Origin of the sequence: Vibrio sp. 99-70-13A1 (genome assembly GCF_013114625.1) — a bacterium.
Taxonomy (GTDB): Bacteria; Pseudomonadota; Gammaproteobacteria; order Enterobacterales; family Vibrionaceae; genus Vibrio.
The window spans coordinates 80603-101477 of the sequence record NZ_VTXD01000004.1; the positions used below are offsets into that span (position 1 = coordinate 80603).

The 20875-nt window shown below is 42.6% G+C and carries 18 protein-coding genes; 6 read left to right on the forward strand and 12 right to left on the reverse strand.

Features of this window, described 5'->3' with window-relative positions; all coding sequences use genetic code 11:
• Positions 1 to 4: 4 nt before the first annotated feature.
• Positions 5 to 832 (forward strand): 3'(2'),5'-bisphosphate nucleotidase CysQ, encoded by an 828-nt coding sequence (cysQ, locus tag F0226_RS05065; protein ID WP_171734636.1) that lies wholly within the window; start codon positions 5 to 7, stop codon positions 830 to 832.
• Between the two features lie 292 nt (positions 833 to 1124).
• Positions 1125 to 3311, forward strand: coding sequence for a putative Ig domain-containing protein (locus F0226_RS05070; RefSeq protein WP_171734637.1), 2187 nt, complete (start codon positions 1125 to 1127; stop codon positions 3309 to 3311).
• A gap of 115 nt (positions 3312 to 3426) precedes the next feature.
• On the opposite strand, the gene F0226_RS05075 is transcribed toward F0226_RS05070, so the two are convergent.
• From F0226_RS05075 to gspC, 12 genes are all read right to left on the reverse strand, one after another.
• Positions 3427 to 4206, reverse strand: coding sequence for a type II secretion system protein N (locus F0226_RS05075; RefSeq protein WP_171734638.1), 780 nt, complete (start codon positions 4204 to 4206; stop codon positions 3427 to 3429).
• A 1-nt stretch (position 4207) separates the two neighbouring features.
• Complete coding sequence (locus F0226_RS05080) at positions 4208 to 4699, reverse strand: type II secretion system protein M (protein WP_171734639.1); 492 nt, start codon at positions 4697 to 4699, stop codon at positions 4208 to 4210.
• An 18-nt stretch (positions 4700 to 4717) separates the two neighbouring features.
• On the reverse strand, positions 4718 to 5938 hold the full coding sequence (gspL, locus tag F0226_RS05085) for a type II secretion system protein GspL (RefSeq protein ID WP_171734640.1): 1221 nt from the start codon (positions 5936 to 5938) through the stop codon (positions 4718 to 4720).
• Positions 5907 to 6995, reverse strand: coding sequence for a type II secretion system minor pseudopilin GspK (gene gspK / locus F0226_RS05090; RefSeq protein ID WP_171734641.1), 1089 nt, complete (start codon positions 6993 to 6995; stop codon positions 5907 to 5909). The genes gspL and gspK overlap by 32 nt, the downstream gene beginning before the upstream one ends.
• A complete protein-coding gene (gene gspJ, locus F0226_RS05095) occupies positions 6988 to 7677 on the reverse strand; it encodes a type II secretion system minor pseudopilin GspJ (protein ID WP_253820771.1) in 690 nt (229 codons plus the stop codon). The genes gspK and gspJ overlap by 8 nt, the downstream gene beginning before the upstream one ends.
• Before the next feature lie 10 nt (positions 7678 to 7687).
• The gene (gene gspI / locus F0226_RS05100; protein WP_171734643.1) at positions 7688 to 8059 is read right to left on the reverse strand and encodes a type II secretion system minor pseudopilin GspI; all 372 of its coding nucleotides are present in this window, start codon (positions 8057 to 8059) and stop codon (positions 7688 to 7690) included.
• Positions 8046 to 8654: a type II secretion system minor pseudopilin GspH gene (gene gspH / locus F0226_RS05105; protein WP_171734705.1), complete on the reverse strand. Its 609-nt coding sequence runs from the start codon at positions 8652 to 8654 to the stop codon at positions 8046 to 8048. The genes gspI and gspH overlap by 14 nt, the downstream gene beginning before the upstream one ends.
• A gap of 136 nt (positions 8655 to 8790) precedes the next feature.
• Positions 8791 to 9234, reverse strand: a complete 444-nt coding sequence (gene gspG / locus F0226_RS05110) for a type II secretion system major pseudopilin GspG (RefSeq protein ID WP_171734644.1) — start codon at positions 9232 to 9234, stop codon at positions 8791 to 8793.
• A gap of 121 nt (positions 9235 to 9355) precedes the next feature.
• Complete coding sequence (gene gspF, locus F0226_RS05115) at positions 9356 to 10576, reverse strand: type II secretion system inner membrane protein GspF (RefSeq protein ID WP_171734645.1); 1221 nt, start codon at positions 10574 to 10576, stop codon at positions 9356 to 9358.
• Positions 10577 to 12079 carry a type II secretion system ATPase GspE gene (gspE, locus tag F0226_RS05120; protein WP_171734646.1) on the reverse strand — a complete coding sequence of 501 codons (1503 nt, stop codon included), beginning with the start codon at positions 12077 to 12079 and terminating at the stop codon, positions 10577 to 10579.
• Positions 12079 to 14109, reverse strand: coding sequence for a type II secretion system secretin GspD (gspD, locus tag F0226_RS05125; RefSeq protein ID WP_171734647.1), 2031 nt, complete (start codon positions 14107 to 14109; stop codon positions 12079 to 12081). The genes gspE and gspD overlap by 1 nt, the downstream gene beginning before the upstream one ends.
• A 41-nt stretch (positions 14110 to 14150) precedes the next feature.
• Positions 14151 to 15071: a type II secretion system protein GspC gene (gene gspC / locus F0226_RS05130; RefSeq protein ID WP_171734648.1), complete on the reverse strand. Its 921-nt coding sequence runs from the start codon at positions 15069 to 15071 to the stop codon at positions 14151 to 14153.
• A gap of 308 nt (positions 15072 to 15379) precedes the next feature.
• On the opposite strand from gspC, the gene hslR reads away from it, so the two are divergent.
• The 4 genes from hslR (at position 15380) to F0226_RS05150 (ending at position 20787) form a co-directional block, all read left to right on the forward strand.
• Positions 15380 to 15766: a ribosome-associated heat shock protein Hsp15 gene (gene hslR / locus F0226_RS05135; RefSeq protein WP_137373953.1), complete on the forward strand. Its 387-nt coding sequence runs from the start codon at positions 15380 to 15382 to the stop codon at positions 15764 to 15766.
• Between the two features lie 18 nt (positions 15767 to 15784).
• Entirely contained in the window at positions 15785 to 16663 is an 879-nt protein-coding gene (gene hslO / locus F0226_RS05140; RefSeq protein WP_171734649.1) for an Hsp33 family molecular chaperone HslO, read from the forward strand.
• Positions 16664 to 17000: 337 nt separating this feature from the next.
• Positions 17001 to 18626 (forward strand): phosphoenolpyruvate carboxykinase (ATP), encoded by a 1626-nt coding sequence (gene pckA / locus F0226_RS05145; protein WP_171734650.1) that lies wholly within the window; start codon positions 17001 to 17003, stop codon positions 18624 to 18626.
• A 145-nt stretch (positions 18627 to 18771) separates the two neighbouring features.
• Complete coding sequence (locus F0226_RS05150) at positions 18772 to 20787, forward strand: AsmA family protein (protein ID WP_253820768.1); 2016 nt, start codon at positions 18772 to 18774, stop codon at positions 20785 to 20787.
• Positions 20788 to 20875 lie beyond the last annotated feature (88 nt).

Here is a 20875-nt window from a genome sequence, read left to right on the forward strand (position 1 = left end):
CCCTATGCCAATAACAAAAGATCTATCCCACCTCTTACCTTCCGTCATTGAAATTGCTCGTTCTGCTGGGCAATTGATTCTCGAAATCTATGAAAAAAAGGATTACGAAGAATTTACGAAAAGCGATGACACGCCTGTAACCAGTGCCGATTTAGCCGCACATAAGCTTATTGAACAGCGCTTAACGGAGCTCACTCCTGATATCCCAGTGCTTTCTGAAGAAGCTGCTGACATTAGTTTAGAGCAACGTAAGCAATGGGATCGCTACTGGTTAGTCGACCCACTTGATGGCACTCAAGAATTCATCGCACGTAGTGGTGACTTCGCAACCATTATTGCGCTGATTGAGCATAACCGTCCTGTCATGGGAGTGGTATACGCACCGGTATCTGGTGTGACTTATTACGCTTACCACGGTAAAGGGGCATGGAAAATTCCTGAGTTAGCGGAAAGTGTAAAAATCAAAACACATCATCATGAGCTGCCAAATCAATCTATTGCGATGGCGATTAGCCGTCGTCAAGATATCAATCGAATCACCAGTTGCATGAGCTCAGCTTGGAATTATGATTTAGTGCCTTTGGGCTCTGCCGCATTAAAAGCTTGTTTAGTTGCAGAAGGCGCGGTTGATTGCTATCTAAGATTAGGGCCAACCGGTGAGTGGGATACCGCCGCCACGCAATGTATTGTTGAAGAAGCTGGTGGAAGAATCTTAAGTACTCAATTAGAGCCTCTTTCATACAATGAGAGAGAAACATTAGAAAACCCAAACTTTATTGTTTTAGGGGATGAAAACTTACCATGGGATGAAATCCTAACGGTTAAAAACTAGAGCAGACAAACTCTAAAGCCTTCTCCAAACCGCTTAATTCAATTAGCCGTAACACTGTTACGGTTTTTTTGTACCTCAAAGAAACACTCACAATTTATAAAACCAAGCGATGATAACGATTACATTGAAACTAATGAAATTGAGTAAATTATCATTAACAATCAAATAATTAATGAAGTCATACTTTCTGAATTAAGTTCACAAATATTGTTTACAAAGTGATTCTAGTTTCATAAAACTACCATTCATAAAATCTATACCTAAAAAGTTACTAAAGGAAATGGTAATACACATGAACGTTCAGTGGTCTAAAAAGAAACTCATCGCAACTTCGATTGCATCTATTTTACTCGCCGGGTGTGGTGGTGGCAGTGACGGTGGTTCATCAACTCCTGCCGATCCAGGTAATGCCTCTTTAAGCATCACCTCAACAGCAGTAACAACTGCGACTGAAGATATTCTCTACCAATACCAATTAACAACTGATTACGCCGATGCGGTTAGCTATTCAGGGACGAATTTACCAACAGAAATGACACTTAGCACTGATGGTTTACTAACTTGGACACCAGTCGAAAACGTTTTAACCTCAGATGAAATCACGATCAATGTAGAAGCGAATTCAGATAACACGCTTAAAGACTCCCAGAGCTTTACTATTCAGGTAACTCCAGTCAATGACCCAGTGGTCGTCTCTTCTATACAACCGCTATCTGTAGAATCTGGGCAATCGATAACTCATCAAATACAAGTTACCGACCCGGATGATGAAAACAACGGAACCGATATACTTTTCTCTTTACGTAATGCACCTGCTGGTTTAACAGTATCGCCTACAGGAGAACTCTCTATATCTTCAACTGTCACCGCTTCAATTGATCACTCAGTGACGGTTTCAGTACAAGATGGATTAGAAGATAATGCGCAAGTCTCTGAAACGACTTTTGACCTATCAGAACTATTTTATCACTACGTAAATGGACAAGTTGCTAGCTATTACACCAATGACGTAATACCAGCAAGTACCGTTAAAGTTTCAAATAACGGTCAACTAATCAATCAAGGTCAAACAACTGCCGAAGGTACATATTCGATAAAAGTACTCGATACTTCTCTGACTCAATCAATGCCATTGATTGTGTCTGCGGACGCTGTTGGATTTACAGAAGCCTCGGAGTCTAAATCATTTGGTGAGCTTTCTAGCGGTATCAACCTGTACTTACCAGAAGTTCACGCTTCAGTTACTTTTGATAGCCAGGCTCCCTCTAACCTACAGGTCGACAATGAAACGCTAGTGACTGTTGAAGCGCAAAGCTTTGTGAATCAACAAGGCGAAGCTGTAACAGGAGAAATATCCTCTGAGCTCTTCATCATTGACCCAAGTTTAGATATTGACCTAATGCCTGGTGAGATGATTACTCAGACACCTCAAGGAGAAAGCGTGCCTATCGAGTCTTTTGGTGCTATCACTGCAACATTCACAGACAGTGAAGGCAATGATCTTCAGTTAGCTGACGGAAAAGTAGCAGAAGTAAGAATCCCTGCTTCAGGAAATAATCCTCCTGCAACCATCCCTCTCTTTTACTATGATGACGTTCAAGGTATTTGGATTGAAGAAGGGACTGCAACTCTAGAAAATGGCTTCTATGTTGGTCAAGTTTCCCACTTTACCACTTGGAACGCTGACCGTATTTATGAAACCATCTATGTCGATGGCTGTGTAGTTGACAAGGAAGACCTACCAATTGCGAATGCTAGAATCCGATCTGAAGGCGTCGATTACAATGGCAGGTCATCAGCTTATAGTGACGACCAAGGTGTATTCCGAATCCCGGTAAGGCAAGAAAGTACAGTGCTAATTTCTGCAGAAAGCAATTACCAAAGCCGTACAGAAACAGTTCGTACCGATACAACTGACAAAACGATAACTGAATGTCTAACACTTGATGATGCAACGACAAAAATTCAGCTAACTTGGGGCGAAAACCCGAGAGATTTAGATACGCACTTCTACGGACCTGACGGACAAGATGGACGTTTCCATGTTTACTTTTCGAGTAAGAGTTTCAACCAAGCAGGAAACAATATTTACTTAGATGTGGATGATACATCCAGCTACGGTCCTGAAATCGTAACGATTCCTGATTACACAGTTCCAGGGACGTACCGCTACGCAGTTTACAAATACACAAGTAGCGGGGCTATACAGCATAACGAAACCAAAGTTGAGCTTATCTTAGAAGGGAACCGAACAGTATTTACTCCACCTGAAGGCACTGCAACACGTTGGTGGCATGTATTTGAAATCGAAGTGGCAGCAGATCTAAGCCAAACTTTAACACCTATTAACATCTGGTCAGACACTGATCCTGATTCTGCGAATAATAACGCACCTCAAGCTCAGTCTCGCTCAGCTGACGTAACGGAATCGAAAGGTATTGCTGAAACATTACTAGAAGAGAAGTACTACGCTAAATAACGATACTTTTCAGATACAATAAATATAGAATTAAGTACCTAAAAATAAAAAGCCCTCAAATTGAGGGCTTTTTTGTGCTTCAAGCAATTGCTAAACATCAAAATAAAGCTAACTTCTAAAAACGCCCTTGGTAAGTAAACTGATATTTACCTTGCGAATCAGGGTTGCCTAACCACTTCAACTGGCTTTGCATTGCAGCTGGGAATTCAGCGCCAGGCTTAAACCAAGCCGAAGTCGAATAGCGTTTATTTGGTGTTAACTCAGCAGAAAACTCACTCGTTACGTTAGGGCTATTCTGCTCACCTTTTGCAGATATTGTATTTTCTTGGCAGGTAATATCCGCAATAACCGGACCAAGTTCCAACGCGCCAATTGGTGACTCAACACCCGCACTTGACCATGCTAGTGTACCTTCGGCTTCTTGGCACCATGGCTGACCATGTAAAGCATGTTTAATCGTTAGCTCAACTTGCCCAGCAACAGAAACAGGGACTGGAATGCTCGGAGCATAATCGAGTACCTTTTCTGCCGGAATAGTCGCCACTAAGTTATCAGCGTAAATACCCGCCAGGCTATAGCCGACATTACCTTTGCCGCGGAGAGTCATATCACTATTACGACCAAAACGTACTGCTAATTCAGCTTTTGCCTGAAATAACTTACTGAACTGAAAATCCCACTGTACCGAACCATAATTAACTCGTTGCCAAGATACATTCTGTGCGCTGCCTTTCCATAGCGAACCTTCAACCCCTTCAATACTCAAACCTCTAACAGGTGGCACTTGTTTCAAGGCAAAAGAAGCAGGTAGGTGAAGAATGAGACTCACCGAAAAATAACCCACAAAAATACCGCTAAATAGCAGCCCACGTTTAGTAAATAAACCTAGCTTCACGTTATCCTCGCTTAAACTGTAGGCGGTTAATCTCAATGACACCTGGGCTTTCTGCACGGTCAATGTCCATAAACTCGACCTCAACACCCTGCTTTTCCTTTAAATACGTTATCCAATCAATGAACTGGTTAAACGAAACAGGGTTTATCCATACTTGAAGCATTTCACCGCGTGGCTGAACACGTATTAAATCAATTTTATAACGGCGTATTGATGATGATACAACTTGGTTCAGTGGTTGATTTGAGGCTTTCAGCCCACCACTTCCACGCAGCTCAACGATTTCATCGGCTTTATTTTCTACCCAAGCCAATAACTGTTTTTCACTCTGAATGCGAGTTTGAGCAAGCTCTGCTCGTTGACTGAGAGGCTGTAATACTCCCCAATAAATCAATCCCATAACAAGTAATAAAGAACATGCGAGCATTAATCGCTGCTCTCTCTGGCTTATTGAACTCCACCACGTTTGGAGTGGTTCAAGCATTTTTTTCATCACTGATCTCCTAACGTTTTATTGACGAGCTTTTAAAGTGAAACTACCAAACACCGACTCACCATTACGATTCAGCGGACCTTGTTCAACATCAAATTGCTCTGATAGCTTGGCATTGGCACTTTCAAAACTTTGGAAGTCAGCGCTCTTAGCTTGCAGGCGAACTTCCGAGCGATTGCCATCATACTTAATGCTTTCAATCTCAATCGCCGTTACTGTACCTAATGTTTTAGGCAGTAGAGTTAGCCAGCTAAGTAAAGATTCATCAGAACCAGAACCACCTAAACTGCTTGCCTCATCATTCATCTGACGCTTCAAGTAGCTCACGGTTGGGATCTTACGTTTATTAGGAAATACCGTTCTAAAGATGCGTTCACTTTCCGTTCGGTAGGCTTGAGCTTGTGTTTCATACTGCTGGACAGTAAGAACTTGCTGAGTGACTAGAACAGCAATTAATAACGATGCAGCAATCGCCACTTTTTGCCAAATTCGCCAATACTTACTAAAAGATGACTTCTCTTTAAAGCTACCACTCAACAAGTTAATACTACTTGTGATGGCTTGCTGGCTTAGCAAAGACATGATCAATTCAGCAGGCTTTGCTTGCCACGCCACGCGGCTTTGCTCAATTACATCTTGGCTTGGTAACGACGTATAGCAATGAACGGTAGGTTCACTTTCATGATCCAACCAATCTGTTTGTAGAAATAGTGCAAGCCAATCATTATCGACGGAAACCGCTTGGTATAAGCCCTGTCGAAGTAACCATTGAGAGTCGATTTGTACTGCCGACACTCCTTCCTCTTCAACAGGTAATGCTAAAATGTCAGGAAGAACTTTACGGACGGTAATGTTCACTTGCTTAAAGTCATCCATTATTTGGCTTAACCAAGCTCTATCTACACCACATACCGTGGCATGAGTGGCATTTTTTTCCAAGATCGTAAAATGAAGGTCTTCAACATCTTGCGCGATTTCATCTTCTAATAAAAAAGGCAACATAGAATCAAACTGTCTTGCAGCCCCTTTCGGGATCTCGACATGATTCAGTAAACAATCATTACCAGACAACAACGCAATACAAGTACGCTGCTCGGCATAAGGTGTCAATTCTTCTAATTGATGCCAACTAGCAAGCTCACCACTTGCGATGACTTCCTGTTGACTTGTCGACCAGACCAACCATGGTACTGGGCTTTGTGGTTCGCTACTCAGCCGAACGGTCAGAAACTCGCTCACTGATCCCTCCAAAACGACGGCGTACTACCGTCACGGTTTTTCGATTATCACTATAGAAAAGGCTGCGAATTCTCACGCGAGACTTTTCCACTAAAATTTCCGCATCTAACTCAAAATAAGCGCTATCAACAGTTAAATAAGATTTAGCTGATTTTTTAACCGCAGAGCTCACTGCAGCGACAGATGCCTCCGCCATAAAATCATCAATGCTATCCCAACCATCAAATGGTCTATTTTTAATAAGCTCTTTGGCATTACTTTCACTTAAATTTGGTGCAAACATTGCCATTAAAATAGGGGCTTGTTTTTCAGATAAGGTATTCACATTCAGGCGAAAGTCGTCAGTAGGTAAAGCGCACACGAAAGGGTCGACTTTTTCCATGACATCACCAGACACTTGATAAATTGCTCGAAGTTCAGAGCTGTCAGCAAGCAAACCATTCGCAGCAACATACGAAGGGCTCATAGATTCATAAGTGCTGTCTTCCACACCTGTGGATGAAGAAGTGCTGCTATTACTGTCAACAAACTCCCATGTGGAGTGTGCAATCACTTCTGCCTGATAAGGCTCAACTTCTACTTCTTCTAGCAAGGCTTGCCACACAGTGACTAAGTAAGGCGACTTACTTGAGCCCGTACTGCTTTTTACTTCAGCAAGCGCATTCAGATTAAAGCATGCTTGCTTATCCAGGATTCGACCCGTGACTTGCCCGTAATCCAGAGGGAAAACTTGCTCTTCCAATGCCCAAGGCTGGTTTAGGTTGACTGTATCGCTATCTTTATAGCTTTGTTCAATACCGACTTCAGCTAAGCTTTCAATACCAATACTGTACCAGTAAGCTTGCTGATAATTGAGTTGGTTCCCCACCCGTTTGAATTGAGTAAAAAGACGCTCAGACATGCTACCAGCAATGCCTGCCATGATGGCAAGCAGCATCAAAATGACAATTAAAGCCACACCAGACTGACGATGCTTAGACCTTAGAGATCTAGCCTTTGGGGTACCCGATTTTGGAGTTCTAGCCGATGAAGTATTCGTTCTTAGAAACTTATCCATTGTCAGAACCTTCTGAGCTATCACTCTCACTGGTACGAGTCACCTTTCCGTCAGGTGTTAAATACACTCGCTCAACGTCGCCATAGTCTTCTAATGTGAGTATAAGCTTCACGGCTTTAGGTAAGGTTAACTGTGCTGCCCATTCTTTTAGCCAGTTTTTTCCATCATAAAACTCCAGCTCAAAGCTTTCGATATTCGACAGCATCGGGGTAATCACCCCAAGTTGACCCGTAGGTGTATCCGGGTAGCGCCACCAAACTCGCTCGAGTGTCTTTTCCTTAATGCGATAACCGACTTTTGTGACTTCGCCTCGTGGGAACTGCTGTTGAGGGTTGTGCCAACCTAACCGAGTGAACATCACCCCGTTACTATCAGAATCTAATAAATAAGGCTGAGATAAAATCAGCTTAGAAGATGTATTTTCACCATCCGTTCGAAATTGGCGTAATGCCATTTGGCGAAAATCATTGTCTAAGATGACTAAAGATCGTTGCAGCTCATTCAACCGAGCGCTGCGTTCTATGGATACTTCATTACTGCGTTGAATTTGGCTCACAACTTGATAAGCCGCCATACTCAAGGTGGCAAAAATCGCAATAGATACCAAGACTTCAATTAATGTGAAACCTTTGTTTCTACGCTTTGGTGAAAGTGATTTTATACTGGGTTGATAAGTATTCATCTGCTGCTTATTAATTCGGGACATAGCTGCGCACCGTCACAACAGGAGAGGAAGTTTTACTCGTTGCTACGCTGACATCAAAAGCTTTCAGCAAGCTATCACTGGTCTTAATCGGGGTAACAGTCCAAAACCATTTGCGACCTGCCATTTCTTGCTCACCCTTAGATTTTTTTAATTTATCAGGGTGTAACATCACCATCGCCATTTGGTTATCAACCACAATTGAAGCAAATGTTTTTTCTTCCAAATACCCTAAGGTATTGATGTGCTGAGTCACCGCACGAATAACACTGATCGCAGCGGTTGCAAAAATAGCTAATGCGACGAGTACTTCTAGCAACGTCATACCACGAGTGGTCTGACGGCGATTACTTATCTTCATCAAGCACCTCTCCTGGCGCCAGCAAGGTTATCACACCGTTATCTGCCACTTGAATACGCCAGCCATCTTCGACGGTATCGCCAACATTTGGATGAAATGAAAGGATAAAGGGCGTGACTTCAGCACTCGAAAGGATAAATACTTGAGGAGGCTTAGGTTTACTTTTCTCTTCAACGTCAGCAAACATGTCTTCATCAAACAAGTTTCCAGGAGTAAACAACCTATCGCTATCAGCCCAAGCTCCACCACCTAGTGTGAGTGATAAAGATTGGTCTTCAGATAATTCAGTTAAAGAAGGGATCTTTTCAAAATCAGTTTCTTGCCAGCCATCAGAGTTCAGTGACATTAAAGTATACGTCGATTTTTTTTCATCAACACGTATCCCAAAATCCAAACCGCTGAGAATGGCTTCTTCATTGAGTAACTGAATTCGCTGATAAAAGCTCTGCGCATAGCGCTTAGTCTCATCTTTGCTATTGGTGGGAATCGTTGAAATGACCGCCATAGCAGTAACCGATAGCAACACGAGGACTAATAATATTTCAATTAAAGTAAAGCCTTGCGAGTGCTGACGAGCGAAAAAGGCTTGGAACATATTGGTTCTTAAAGCCCCTTTGTCTCTTTTCAAGTCACTCAACTTATTTGGCTCACTTACACAATGAGACCTTGTTGGTCTTCGCATCACTATCAATCTATACAAACTGCATTGACGTATTCAATAAGCCCGAAGCTTATTGATAGTCTTGCATGTTCCAGTTACCAATATCTGCCATCACACCTTCACCACCTTCTTGACCATCAGCACCAAGTGTAAAGATATCAATGGTGCCATTGTCACCAGGGCTTAAGTACTGGTACGCGTTGCCCCAAGGGTCATTTGGTAAACGTTTGATGTAACCGCCATCGCGGTAATTACGAGGCTCAGGGCTGCTTGGCTTAGAAACCAATGCATCCAGACCTTGATCTGTTGTTGGATAAACACTGTTGTCTAGTTTAAACATATCCAATGCATTTTCTAACGCAACGATATCTGTAATGGCTTTTTGTTGGTCCGCTTTCTCTTTGTTTCCTAGCAAGTTAGGTACAACAAAGCTGGCTAATACGCCCAAAATCACAACAACAACCATTACTTCAAGTAAGGTAAAGCCAGACTGTTTCTTCATTTTATTTTTCATTATTTTCTCCATATAACGGGCTAAGGTATTAGATCAAAATGACCTCTACTCCTCAGTTCCAAATTGTTCGACAAGTGCTATTAGTTGTTAACCATTAACCATTAAGATTAGCTAATAGCTATTAGCCACTCATCAAGTTATTCATTTCCAGCATAGGCATAAGTGTTGCCATCACAATAAACAAAACCAAACCAGCCATCAAAGCAATTAAGGCTGGGGTAAAAATGCCTAAGGCTATATTTACCGTTGATTCAAAACTTTGATCTTGGTTATCAGCAGCACGAGTCAGCATCGACTCTAACTGGCCACTTTGCTCACCACTGGCAATCATATGCAGCATCATCGGTGGGAACAGTTTGGTTTGATCCAGTGCTTTTCGTAAACTTGCGCCTTCTCGCACACTGTCTGAAGCCAGTAAAACTTGTTGCTTCACATGATGGTTAGACATGACATCAACCGCCACTTTCATCCCTTCAAGAATCGGGATGGCACTTGAAGTACAAATGGAAAGCGTACGAGCAAAACGCGCCGTATTGATGCCTTTTGCAATTTTACCAATCAAAGGTAAAACCAATAACTTCCTATCCCAGCTCATTCTGACTGCTGGCTTCTTTAACACTGTTTTTAACAGCATAAAGGCACCAACAGTTAGGACTAACAGTTGGATGCCCCAATTCTGAATAAATTCACTCGATGCGAGTAAAAATTGTGTGGATTGAGGTAGCTCTTGTCCCATCTGAATAATGGGTTCGACAATTTTAGGTACAACAGTCGCAAGAAGGAATGACACGATCGAGACAGCAAAAACCACCAGCACAACCGGATAAATCATGGCTTGCATAAGCTTTGAACGCATCTTTTGACGATTCTCTGCATAGTCAGCCAATCTTTCTAGTACCGCATCTAAATGCCCTGATTTTTCACCAGCCGCTACCATTGCACGGAACAGCTCATCAAAAATATGAGGATAGTCGGCAAGGCTATCTGCCAGTGTGTAACCCTCTGTTACTTTTGAGCGAACCGCTAATAACATAGTACGAATACGAGGTTTTTCTGATTGCTCAGCAACCGCTTTTAGACATTCTTCAAGTGGCATGCCTGATTGAACGAGCGTCGATATCTGACGAGTGATCAGAGCCAGATCTGGCGTACTGATACCACGCTTAAAACCCGATGATTGACCACTCGACTTGGTCGATTTCGCTTTCGCCTCTACCATATCAACAGGAATCAAACCCTGCTCTTTTAGACGTTGGCGAGCTTGGCGAGCATTATCAGCTTCAATCGAACCTTTTTTATGTTTGCCTTTCGAGTCTAAGGCTTTGTATTCAAACGCCGCCATCTATACTTCCTTGGTCACTCGCATCACTTCTTCAAGAGAGGTAATGCCTTGTCTTACTTTCAACAAGCCATCATCACGAATACTTGGAGTGGTACTACGAATTGCTTTTTCAATCGCTTGCTCACCCGATTCACTGTGGATAAGCTCTTGCACTGAATCATCAATCATCAATAATTCATGAATGCCGGTACGTCCGCGATAACCTTTCTGATTACAGTGTTCACAACCTTTCGCTTGATAAAGGGTTAGTTCATCTTTCTTTTTCAAGCCAAAGATTTTCTTTTGTTCTTTGTCAGCTTCATACGGCTCTTTGCAATCCTTACACAAGGTACGAACTAATCGCTGAGCAAGAACACCAAGTAAAGATGAAGAGATTAAGAACGGTTCAATACCCATATCTCGTAGACGAGTGATCGCACCTACTGCTGTATTGGTATGCAGCGTAGACATCACTAAGTGACCGGTTAAAGACGCTTGAACCGCAATTTCAGCGGTTTCTAAATCACGAATTTCACCAATCATCACGACATCAGGGTCTTGACGTAAAATCGCACGTAAGCCGCGTGCAAAGGTCATATCAACTTTAGGGTTAACCTGCGTTTGACCAATGCCATCAATATCGAATTCAATCGGGTCTTCAACGGTTAGGATGTTTCGCTCATTACTGTTTAGCTCTTGCAAGCCAGCATAGAGTGTGGTCGATTTACCTGAACCCGTAGGACCAGTAACCAAAATAATACCGTGTGGACGCTGGATCAGCTTACGGAAATTTTCGTGATTCTCACCAGTCATACCAAGGCTGTGGAGATCCAGACGCGTAGCATTTTTATCAAGCAAACGCATTACCACGCGCTCACCATGCGAAGATGGCATGGTAGATACACGAACGTCTACCGCTCGCCCACCAATACGCAGAGAAATACGACCATCCTGTGGCACGCGTTTTTCCGCAATGTCCATTTTAGACATGACTTTCACACGAGAAACTAACAAAGGTGCGAGCTTACGACTTGGTGCTAATACATCACGTAAAACACCATCGACACGGAAACGAATACACAAAGATTTTTCGAAGGTTTCGATATGGATATCAGACGCACCTTCTTTGATTGCCTCACCAAGCATCGCGTTAATGAGCTTGATGATTGGAGCGTCATCTTCAGATTCTAGTAAGTCTTCATCTTGTGGCAGTTCTTCCGCTAAAGAAAAGAAATCATCGCTATCTGCGCCTATATCTTCCATTAACTGGCGAGCTTCTGAAGAATCTCGCTGATACGCTTGCGTAAGCTTAGTATCAAAGTCACTGGCTGAGATAGCCACTGGTGTGAAGCCACCTTTCACCACTCTACGAACTTCTAAAATTGCAGAAGCATTAAGAGGCTCAACAAAGTAAAGACTTGGTGGGCGTTCAGGGTGCTGATATTCCAGCACCATTTTATAACGGTTTGCGAAGCTAAACGGTAAACGTTGATAAGCTCGCGCCATATCGACCATTTCTGCCATTATTTCGCTTCCATTTGAATTTGATCGATAAAGGCTTGGATCTCAGCAGGGTGTCTGATGTCATCACCAAACTTAGGCAGCACCGGGATATTATCATTATCCATTAGCTTCAAACCTTGCTCTTGTTTGAACAGTTGCTCAGCACGAATGTAGTTGTATTTACGCTGAGTAATACCGTCTGCAGTCATACCATCACGGATAATCGTTGGCTTAATGAAGACCATTAGATTCTTCTTCTCAACCTGAGTGCTGGTTGATTTAAATAGGTGACCGATTACTGGAATATCGCCCAGTAGCGGCACTTTTGACTCACTTTCAAGCGCACGTTCATCAATCAAGCCGCCAAGTACTAACATTTGTCCATCTTGTACAATCACTGACGTGTTCAGTTGGCGTTTAGCAAAACGTACATCCACCGCGCCATTTGCACCTAAAACGTTAGACACTTCTTGTTCGATATTCAGTTGAACAGAATCACCTTCGTTAATCTGTGGAACCACTTTTAGTTTGATACCCACTTCTTTACGATCAACCGTTTGGAATGGGTTGTCGTTACTTGAACCTGCTGTAGAACCCGTTAATACAGGTACTTCTTCACCAACGATGAAAGAGGCTTCGCCATTATCCATTACGGTAATACTTGGAGAAGACAGAATGTTCGAGTTTGAGTCTGTCGCTACTGCACTGATTAATGCTGTCCAGTCGCCCATCGCTAAGCTTACCGCAGCGCCATTCACGCCAGAAAGTGCAGATGCTAAAGTTGAGTAATCGCCTTCTTCTGTTGATTCACGGCTTTCCCACTTATTGTCTGTTGAGTTCCAATAACTTTCAGTAGTCGTAGTATCTTTCGCTTCTTCCAAACCGATCATTACACTACCAATTGAAGCTCCCGTGTTTCCATATTGGATCATGGCACCCGTTTCTAGGTTACCCCACTGAACACCTAGGTTAACGCCATCACCTTCTGCCATTTCTACAATTAAGGCTTCAATCAATACTTGAGCTCGACGAATATCAAGCTGCGCGATCACGTCTTGTAGAGCATTCATGATGTCAGGTTGAGCGGTAATCACCAATGAGTTCGTTTCTACGTGAGCCGCGATCATCACTTGGTTACGGTTTGCATTTTTGCTCTTACTTGATGATTGCTTTTCAGATTGCAGGTTATCTGACACGCCTTTAAGCACATCAACTAAATCTTCTGCTTTCGCATATTTCAGGTACACAACTTGGTTGTTACCTTTTGTCGCCATTTCGACATCAAGCTGTTCAATCAATTTTCTTAGACGGCTTCGAACTTTAGGGTCACCTGAAATCAAAATAGAGTTAGTACGATCATCAGCGACTAATTTTGGCTGTAGGAATGCAGGAGTGCTTTTTGCATCTGTTGTCTTATTTAAAGCATCGACGATTCTTACCATTTCAGCAGCCGATGCGTTTTTCAGATCAACAACTTCAATTTCTTTATCACCCGCTTGGTCAACACGTTTAATGATTTCCGCAAGACGGTTCACAACCGCGGCGCGGCCAGTAATCAAAATGATATTAGCTGGATCATAGTGAACAACGTTACCCGCGCCAGCATTATCATTTAGCTGACGTAATAGCGGTGACAATTCACGAACCGATACATTACGAACCGCAACAACACGTGTAATTACGCTATCGCCTTGGATAGAATCACGATCACCAACCACAGGAATGGCTGAGGTTTTAGAGTCTTTTGCTTTAATGATCTTAAGTACGCCAGACTCCATTTCAACGACAGCGTAACCATACACTTCTAAAACGTTGAGGAAGAAGCTGTAATATTGTTCTTCATCGAGTACGTCATAACTACGTACATCAATCTTGCCTCGTACCGAAGGGTCAACGATTATCGTTTTTTCTAGGTTACGTCCAACAATATTAATAAACTCTTGGATATCTGTGCCTTTGAAGCTGGCACTAAAATCATTGGCGATAGCGGTTGGTAAACAAACCAAGCTTCCTGCTAGTAACCATGCACTTTTCTTAAACCAATGTTTCACGTTTTTCTCCTGCATTTTCGCCCAAATTCTGGCAAAAAGTCTTAAAATTCAATAAATATATCATGTTGCTGACCGTCTCTTTCAACAGTAATGCTGAGCTCTGATTGTTCTTGTAATGTTCGAAACACCTTACCCATCGCGGCAGGATCTGTGAGGTCATTACCATTCAACTGAGTTGCAATATCTCCCGATTCGAGCCCAACAGACTTAAATAGTTCCGGCGCTTTACCTGGGCTTACACGATAGCCCAGTACATTTCCATCTCGCTTAACCTGCGATAAACGGACGTACTGAAATAGCTGTTGTGGGTCTTTAGCGATGATCGCTTTAATTTCCGACAATTTATCAACTGAACTGGGGTTGTTTCCACGGTTAGAAGGGGTCGGTTTTGCTTTCACTTGTGACGCAGTTGAAAGCTTCTTATATTCACGCCCATCTAACATTAATGTTTCATCACGACCTGAGTTATCAATAATGACACGGTCGATAAGTACGGCTTTGAGTTTCGCCCTCGTCCCTTCAATTTCTTCATTGATCCCGTAAGTCGCTTGTTTGCCACGGTTGGCAATAACCGCAAGACTAAGCTTTGGATTCGAGCTCGACACCGCACCAACTAACACTAAATTAAGGCGTGTTTTAGGCGCATCGGTCACTATTGGTTGTTCAACAACAGGCGCAACCGCTTGGTTGTAGGCACCAAAAATGTTGCCTTTCTGTAAAGCTGAAATATCTAAAGATGCTTGTTGACGGTTTGATGAGGAAATACTGGCTTTCCAAGGTGTGACAGATTGCTCAGATGGCTGGATAAACCATACTAACTGACCTAAGATCCAAGCTGTGATACCAAGTAATATGCAGCAAGTTAATACACTGATCTTCTGTTGGAATACTGTTCCATTCTGTAATAACCGGTTTAATGCAGGAAACCTATCAAGCCCACTACCGAGTTCTAATAACTTCACTCGTCTACAATCCTTTCAATAACTCTAAGGGCCACAATGTTGTCGCTCTCAACTGACTAACCTGAGTGACAATATATAAGTCACAATGATTACAACATCATATAGTCATAGGTTTTTCGACTATACCACAAACCCCAATTCCGCAAGTGACTCAGCAGCTATTTTGCAATGAACCTTGAAAAAAATAGGTCGCGACACCACTTTAGCTTCTACGAAATGAATGCTCAGTCGCTTATCGTGATTTTACACACAATAATACTGAATAATTTATATCCACAATATTTCAATATGATGAGGCGCAGCGCCGTATGAAAACTCCTAATGAAGCTGTCAGGCTAGATAAATGGTTATGGGCAGCTCGCTTTTATAAAACTCGCTCAATTGCTCGTAATATGGTCGATGGTGGTAAAGTCCACTATAATGGTCAACGCAGCAAACCAAGCAAAATTGTCGAACTTGGGGCGGTGATTTTACTGCGTCAGGGTAATGAAGAGAAAACCGTTACGATCGAGAAGATTTCCGATCAACGACGTGGAGCGCCTGAAGCTCAAACTCTCTACGCCGAAACGCAAGAAAGCGTAGCAAAACGTGAAACATTCGCTGAGCAACGAAGGTTACACGCACAAAACCCAAGCCCTGAGCGCCGACCTGACAAAAAGCAGCGTCGCGACATTATCAAATTCAAGAGTCAATAAGCTGGAAGGAATAGCCACATGGCAAATAACGTTTTAAATCGCTACCTATTTGAAGACCTATCTGTACGCGGTGAATTGGTGCAACTGGATGAAGCATACCAAAATATCATTTCTAGCAAGGAATACCCTGTAGCGGTTCAAAAACTACTTGGTGAGCTATTAGTTTCAACGACTCTTCTTACTGCAACATTAAAGTTTGAAGGCTCTATTACTATGCAACTGCAAGGTGACGGTCCTGTTACTCTTGCTGTGATCAATGGCGACAATGATCAAAAAATACGCGGTGTTGCTCGTTTTGAAGGTGAAATCGCAGACGATGCTGGTCTTCACGACTTGATGGGTAAAGGTCACTTAGTGATCACTATCGATCCGAAGAAAGGCGAACGCTACCAAGGTATCGTCGGTCTTGAAGGCAACACATTAGCTGAAGTGCTTGAAGGGTACTTTGCTAACTCTGAGCAGCTAAAGACGCGTCTATGGCTTCGTACTGGCGAGCATGAAGGTAAAGCTCACGCTGCTGGTATGCTTTTACAGATCATGCCTGATGGGACTGGTTCTCCAGATGACTTTGAGCATTTAGAGCAATTAACCGATACGGTGAAAAATGAAGAGCTATTCTCTTTAGAAGCAAATGATCTGCTTTACCGTTTATACAACCAAGAAAAAGTTCAGGTGTTTACACCACAGCAAGTTGAATTCTTCTGCGGATGTTCTCGTGAACGAAGTGGTGCTGCGATCATCACCGTTGCTCAAGAAGAGATTTACGACATCATAAGTACTGAAGGCAGTGTTGCACTTCACTGTGATTACTGTGGCACAAACTACGCGTTCGACAAAACTGATGTTGACGCTTTATATGCTCAATCGGCAGATAAAGGCGATAATACGGTTCATTAATTTCATCCGTACAGTAAAGACGTAATTTACCCAAAAAAAGGCCTGCACTATGCAGGCCTTTTTGTGATCTAAGACTAGTAAAAACGGGACTTTAACGTAAGAAAAGCACTGCTTAATTTTAGTCAATTAATAAATCAATTTGCTCTGGCGCAAAGGTTTGCGTGCAGGATAGACTAGCTATGCCAATATGTGACGAGACACTTAAAACCCCATGGTTGATATGGATATTTTTTGAGCTATATCCCTGTTTTCCCCCGGTCTCGTTGCTAGCATGGTGAGCAGATAACAATAAAAAATTAATAAAAAATCCCTACAAAATATCCTACAAGGAGCACCTATGACTGTTATGGAACATACAAAGGCTGCACAAATTGATCTAACTAAGCACGGACTTACTGGCGTTACTGAGGTTCTTCGCAACCCAAGCTACGAGCAGTTATTCGTTGAAGAAACACTTCCAGGTTTAGAAGGCTACGAAAAAGGTGTAGTCACAGAACTTGGTTCTGTTGCTGTTGACACTGGTATCTTTACTGGCCGCTCACCGAAAGATAAATACATTGTAAAAGATGACACAACACGCGATACCATGTGGTGGTCAGATCAAGGCAAAAATGACAATAAAGCAATTACTACTGAAGTATGGAGCGAACTAAAAGAATTAGTCACGACTCAGCTATCTGGTAAACGCCTATTTGTAATTGACGGTTATTGTGGTGCAAACCCAGACACTCGCCTAAGTGTTCGAATTATTACTGAAGTGGCATGGCAAGCTCACTTCGTTAAAAACATGTTCATCCGCCCATCAGAAGAAGAATTAGCAACGTTTGAACCAGACTTCGTGGTAATGAATGGTGCTAAAACAACCAATCCTAACTGGGAAAAACAAGGTCTTAATTCAGAAAACTTCGTCGCATTCAACCTAACTGAGCGCGTACAAGTTATCGGCGGTACTTGGTATGGCGGTGAAATGAAGAAAGGCATGTTTGCAATGATGAATTACTTGCTACCTCTGCAAGGTATTGCATCAATGCACTGTAGTGCTAACGTCGGCGAAGAAGGCGATGTTGCGGTATTCTTCGGTCTTTCTGGTACAGGTAAAACAACGCTATCTACCGATCCTAAACGTCAACTTATTGGTGATGATGAGCACGGCTGGGATGATGACGGTATCTTCAACTTTGAAGGCGGTTGCTACGCTAAAACCATCCGTTTATCTAAAGAAGCAGAACCTGAAATTTACAACGCGATTCGTCGTGATGCTCTACTAGAAAACGTCACCGTTCGTGGCGATGGTTCTATCAACTTTGATGATGGTTCTAAAACAGAAAACACTCGTGTTTCTTACCCAATTCATCATATTGATAACATCGTTAAACCTGTATCAAAAGCGGGCCATGCGCAGAAAGTTATCTTCTTAACTGCCGATGCGTTTGGTGTTCTACCACCTGTGTCTAAACTGACACCAGAGCAAACGAAGTACCACTTCCTATCTGGCTTTACAGCGAAACTGGCAGGTACAGAGCGCGGTATTACTGAACCAACACCTACGTTCTCTGCGGCATTTGGTGCGGCATTCTTAACTCTTCACCCAACTCAGTACGCTGAAGTGTTAGTGAAGCGTATGGAAGCGGCTGGCGCTGAAGCTTACCTAGTAAATACTGGTTGGAACGGTTCAGGTAAGCGTATTTCAATTCAAGATACACGCGGTATTATTGATGCGATTCTTGATGGTTCGATTGATAATGCAGAAACGAAAGTTATCCCTATGTTTAACCTAGAGATCCCACTTTCTTTGCATGATGTTGACCCTACCATTCTTGACCCTCGTGATACTTACACTGACCCACTACAATGGGAAAGCAAAGCGAAAGATCTAGCAGAGCGCTTCATCAACAACTTTGATAAGTACACTGACAACGACGATGGTAAAGCACTGGTTGCCGCTGGCCCTCAGTTAGACTAAGCGAATAGCTAAACTGGCTTAAGGCTTGTGTTAAAAGTGATATTTTTGTAGCAAGCCCCTCTTTTGAGGGGCTTTTTTGTTGCTGTAACACTTTTTTTGCTCCACTCTACTTCAAGGCTTAATGAGACTTTAAGGTATTCAAGGAATGAAAAAAGCACTGATGGCTTTTGGTATTGTGTTATCAATCATGATAGCAACCGTTGCCGCGTTGCTATTGAGCCTGCAAAGCTCTTATCGTGTAGATATCGCCAATTCTATTCTTAAACGAGCGACAACCTACCCCATCACGATTGAAGACATCGCCTACAACGCTCCTTATCAGCTCTCACTCTCAGGTGTTCAACTAGGGCAAGATAAGCCCTTATATATTGACCAAATCACGCTGTGGTTAAGCTCCGATACGTTTAAAGCCAGAAGTTGGGTTCTCGATAGCATACTTATCGACGGTCTTAATCTTCAGCAAGCTAAACCATCACTACTATCCGCTTCGGCTTTGCTTAACAAGCACAATATTCTTCTTCATCAATTAGCATTCAATAACCTCGACTTTGCCCACGAAGGTGCATCACCAAATGAGACCTTCAGTGCCCGAAGCCTCAACCTACAAATTACTGACCCCACTTGGGAAAGTGAACAACAAGTCTTTCCCTATGGAAAGCTGCAGCTAAGTGCTGAACAAATTTATTGGCAAGATGAAGCCATAGACAATTTATTAATTGATGTCGACTATAAACCGAAAGACAGCACTGCTTATGGTATTTCCTTTTCATGGCGAGATGCACAAATTTCAGGGCAAGCTGAGCAGTTTGACCAAGCTTGGTCATTAATCAATGTCACCATTGATGGGTTAAGGCTCAATGAACAACAAGCCAAAAATATTATTACGAAGGATTGGAGCCTAAGTGCTTTTAAGATCAATCACCTCAATAGCGTCGATATATTACGAAGTGATGTTAAATGGCAAGATGGGCACTTTGCTGGGTTTGATATCTCACTAGAAAATATCCAACTTCCATTTAAACAATGGCAACAAAATAAAGGTAGTATTTCCATTCAAGCGAATAGCCTAACTTTAGGTCAGCATATTTGGGTGGAACCGAGTGTGAAGCTAAGTTTAATGCCAGGTCATATCATCCTTGATGACTTATTTACTCAATGGTTGCAAGGCAGCATTCAGCTCAGCGGGGCAATCACACCAGACTCGATGCGCCTTAATCAACTCTCAATTCAGGGGGTTAAATGGTTTAAAGAGGAAGCTCAAAATCAAGTTTTACCTTCATTCATTAACTCTGAGTGGTTAAGTGACCTCAAAGATTTATCCATAAACGAACTCAACATAGAGCGTAGTCAATTTATCCAACTTGCCCAGCATCCCTATTGGCAAGTTTCCGGCTTTAATGTTGAAGGTCAGCAATTAACAATAATAAAGAATCGCAAGCTGGGGCTATGGCAGGGGCAACTTAGAGCCAGTGCTAATAATGCCAGTTACCAAAGTATTGTGAGTTCACATCCTTTGCTCGAAATGAACAGTAATCAAGGTGTATGGCAATTAACTCGCTTCTTTGCTCCACTTGAACGGGGATATATGGATGCACATTCAACGTTTGATTTTTCAAAACCTAGTCAACCTTGGACGCTATCCCTCACCGCCGATGGGCTACCCATCACACCATTCACCAACTTGTTAGCTCTGCCTTTTGAAGTCACAGGACTGAGTGAGTTTGAACTGCAAGCCAGCGGTTTAGGCGGTGATCTGTTGATGTTTAACCACACTCTCGACGGTCAGATAACCGGTAGCATTAGAAACGGAGAATTGGTTTTTCCTGCCACTCAACCTCAAATCGATCAACCTCGAATCGAAAATGCGAATTTTGAAATTCCAGAGTTAGCAATAAACGTAGATAGAGGACGATTAGAGCTATCTCCCGCAGAGATATCAGGGAAAAATTGGAATGGAGATATAAGAGGGAAACTTGATTTGTCACAGGTACAAGAAAGTACATTATTCATGTCGTTAAGCAACGAATGTGCTCGTTATAGTGGTAAACCAAACGATATTAAATTCTCACAAGATAAGCATTGCCAGCAATCAAAAAACGCTGATCAACCACATTCTACTCAACTAAGCGCTACCCAACTAAACGCTACTCAACCAGAGTAGCGCTGTAGGGTGAACGATGTGCATGCACTGCAGATAAATCAGATTGCGCTGTCTTTACACTTTTAACTGTAATAACACCTAAAGCGAA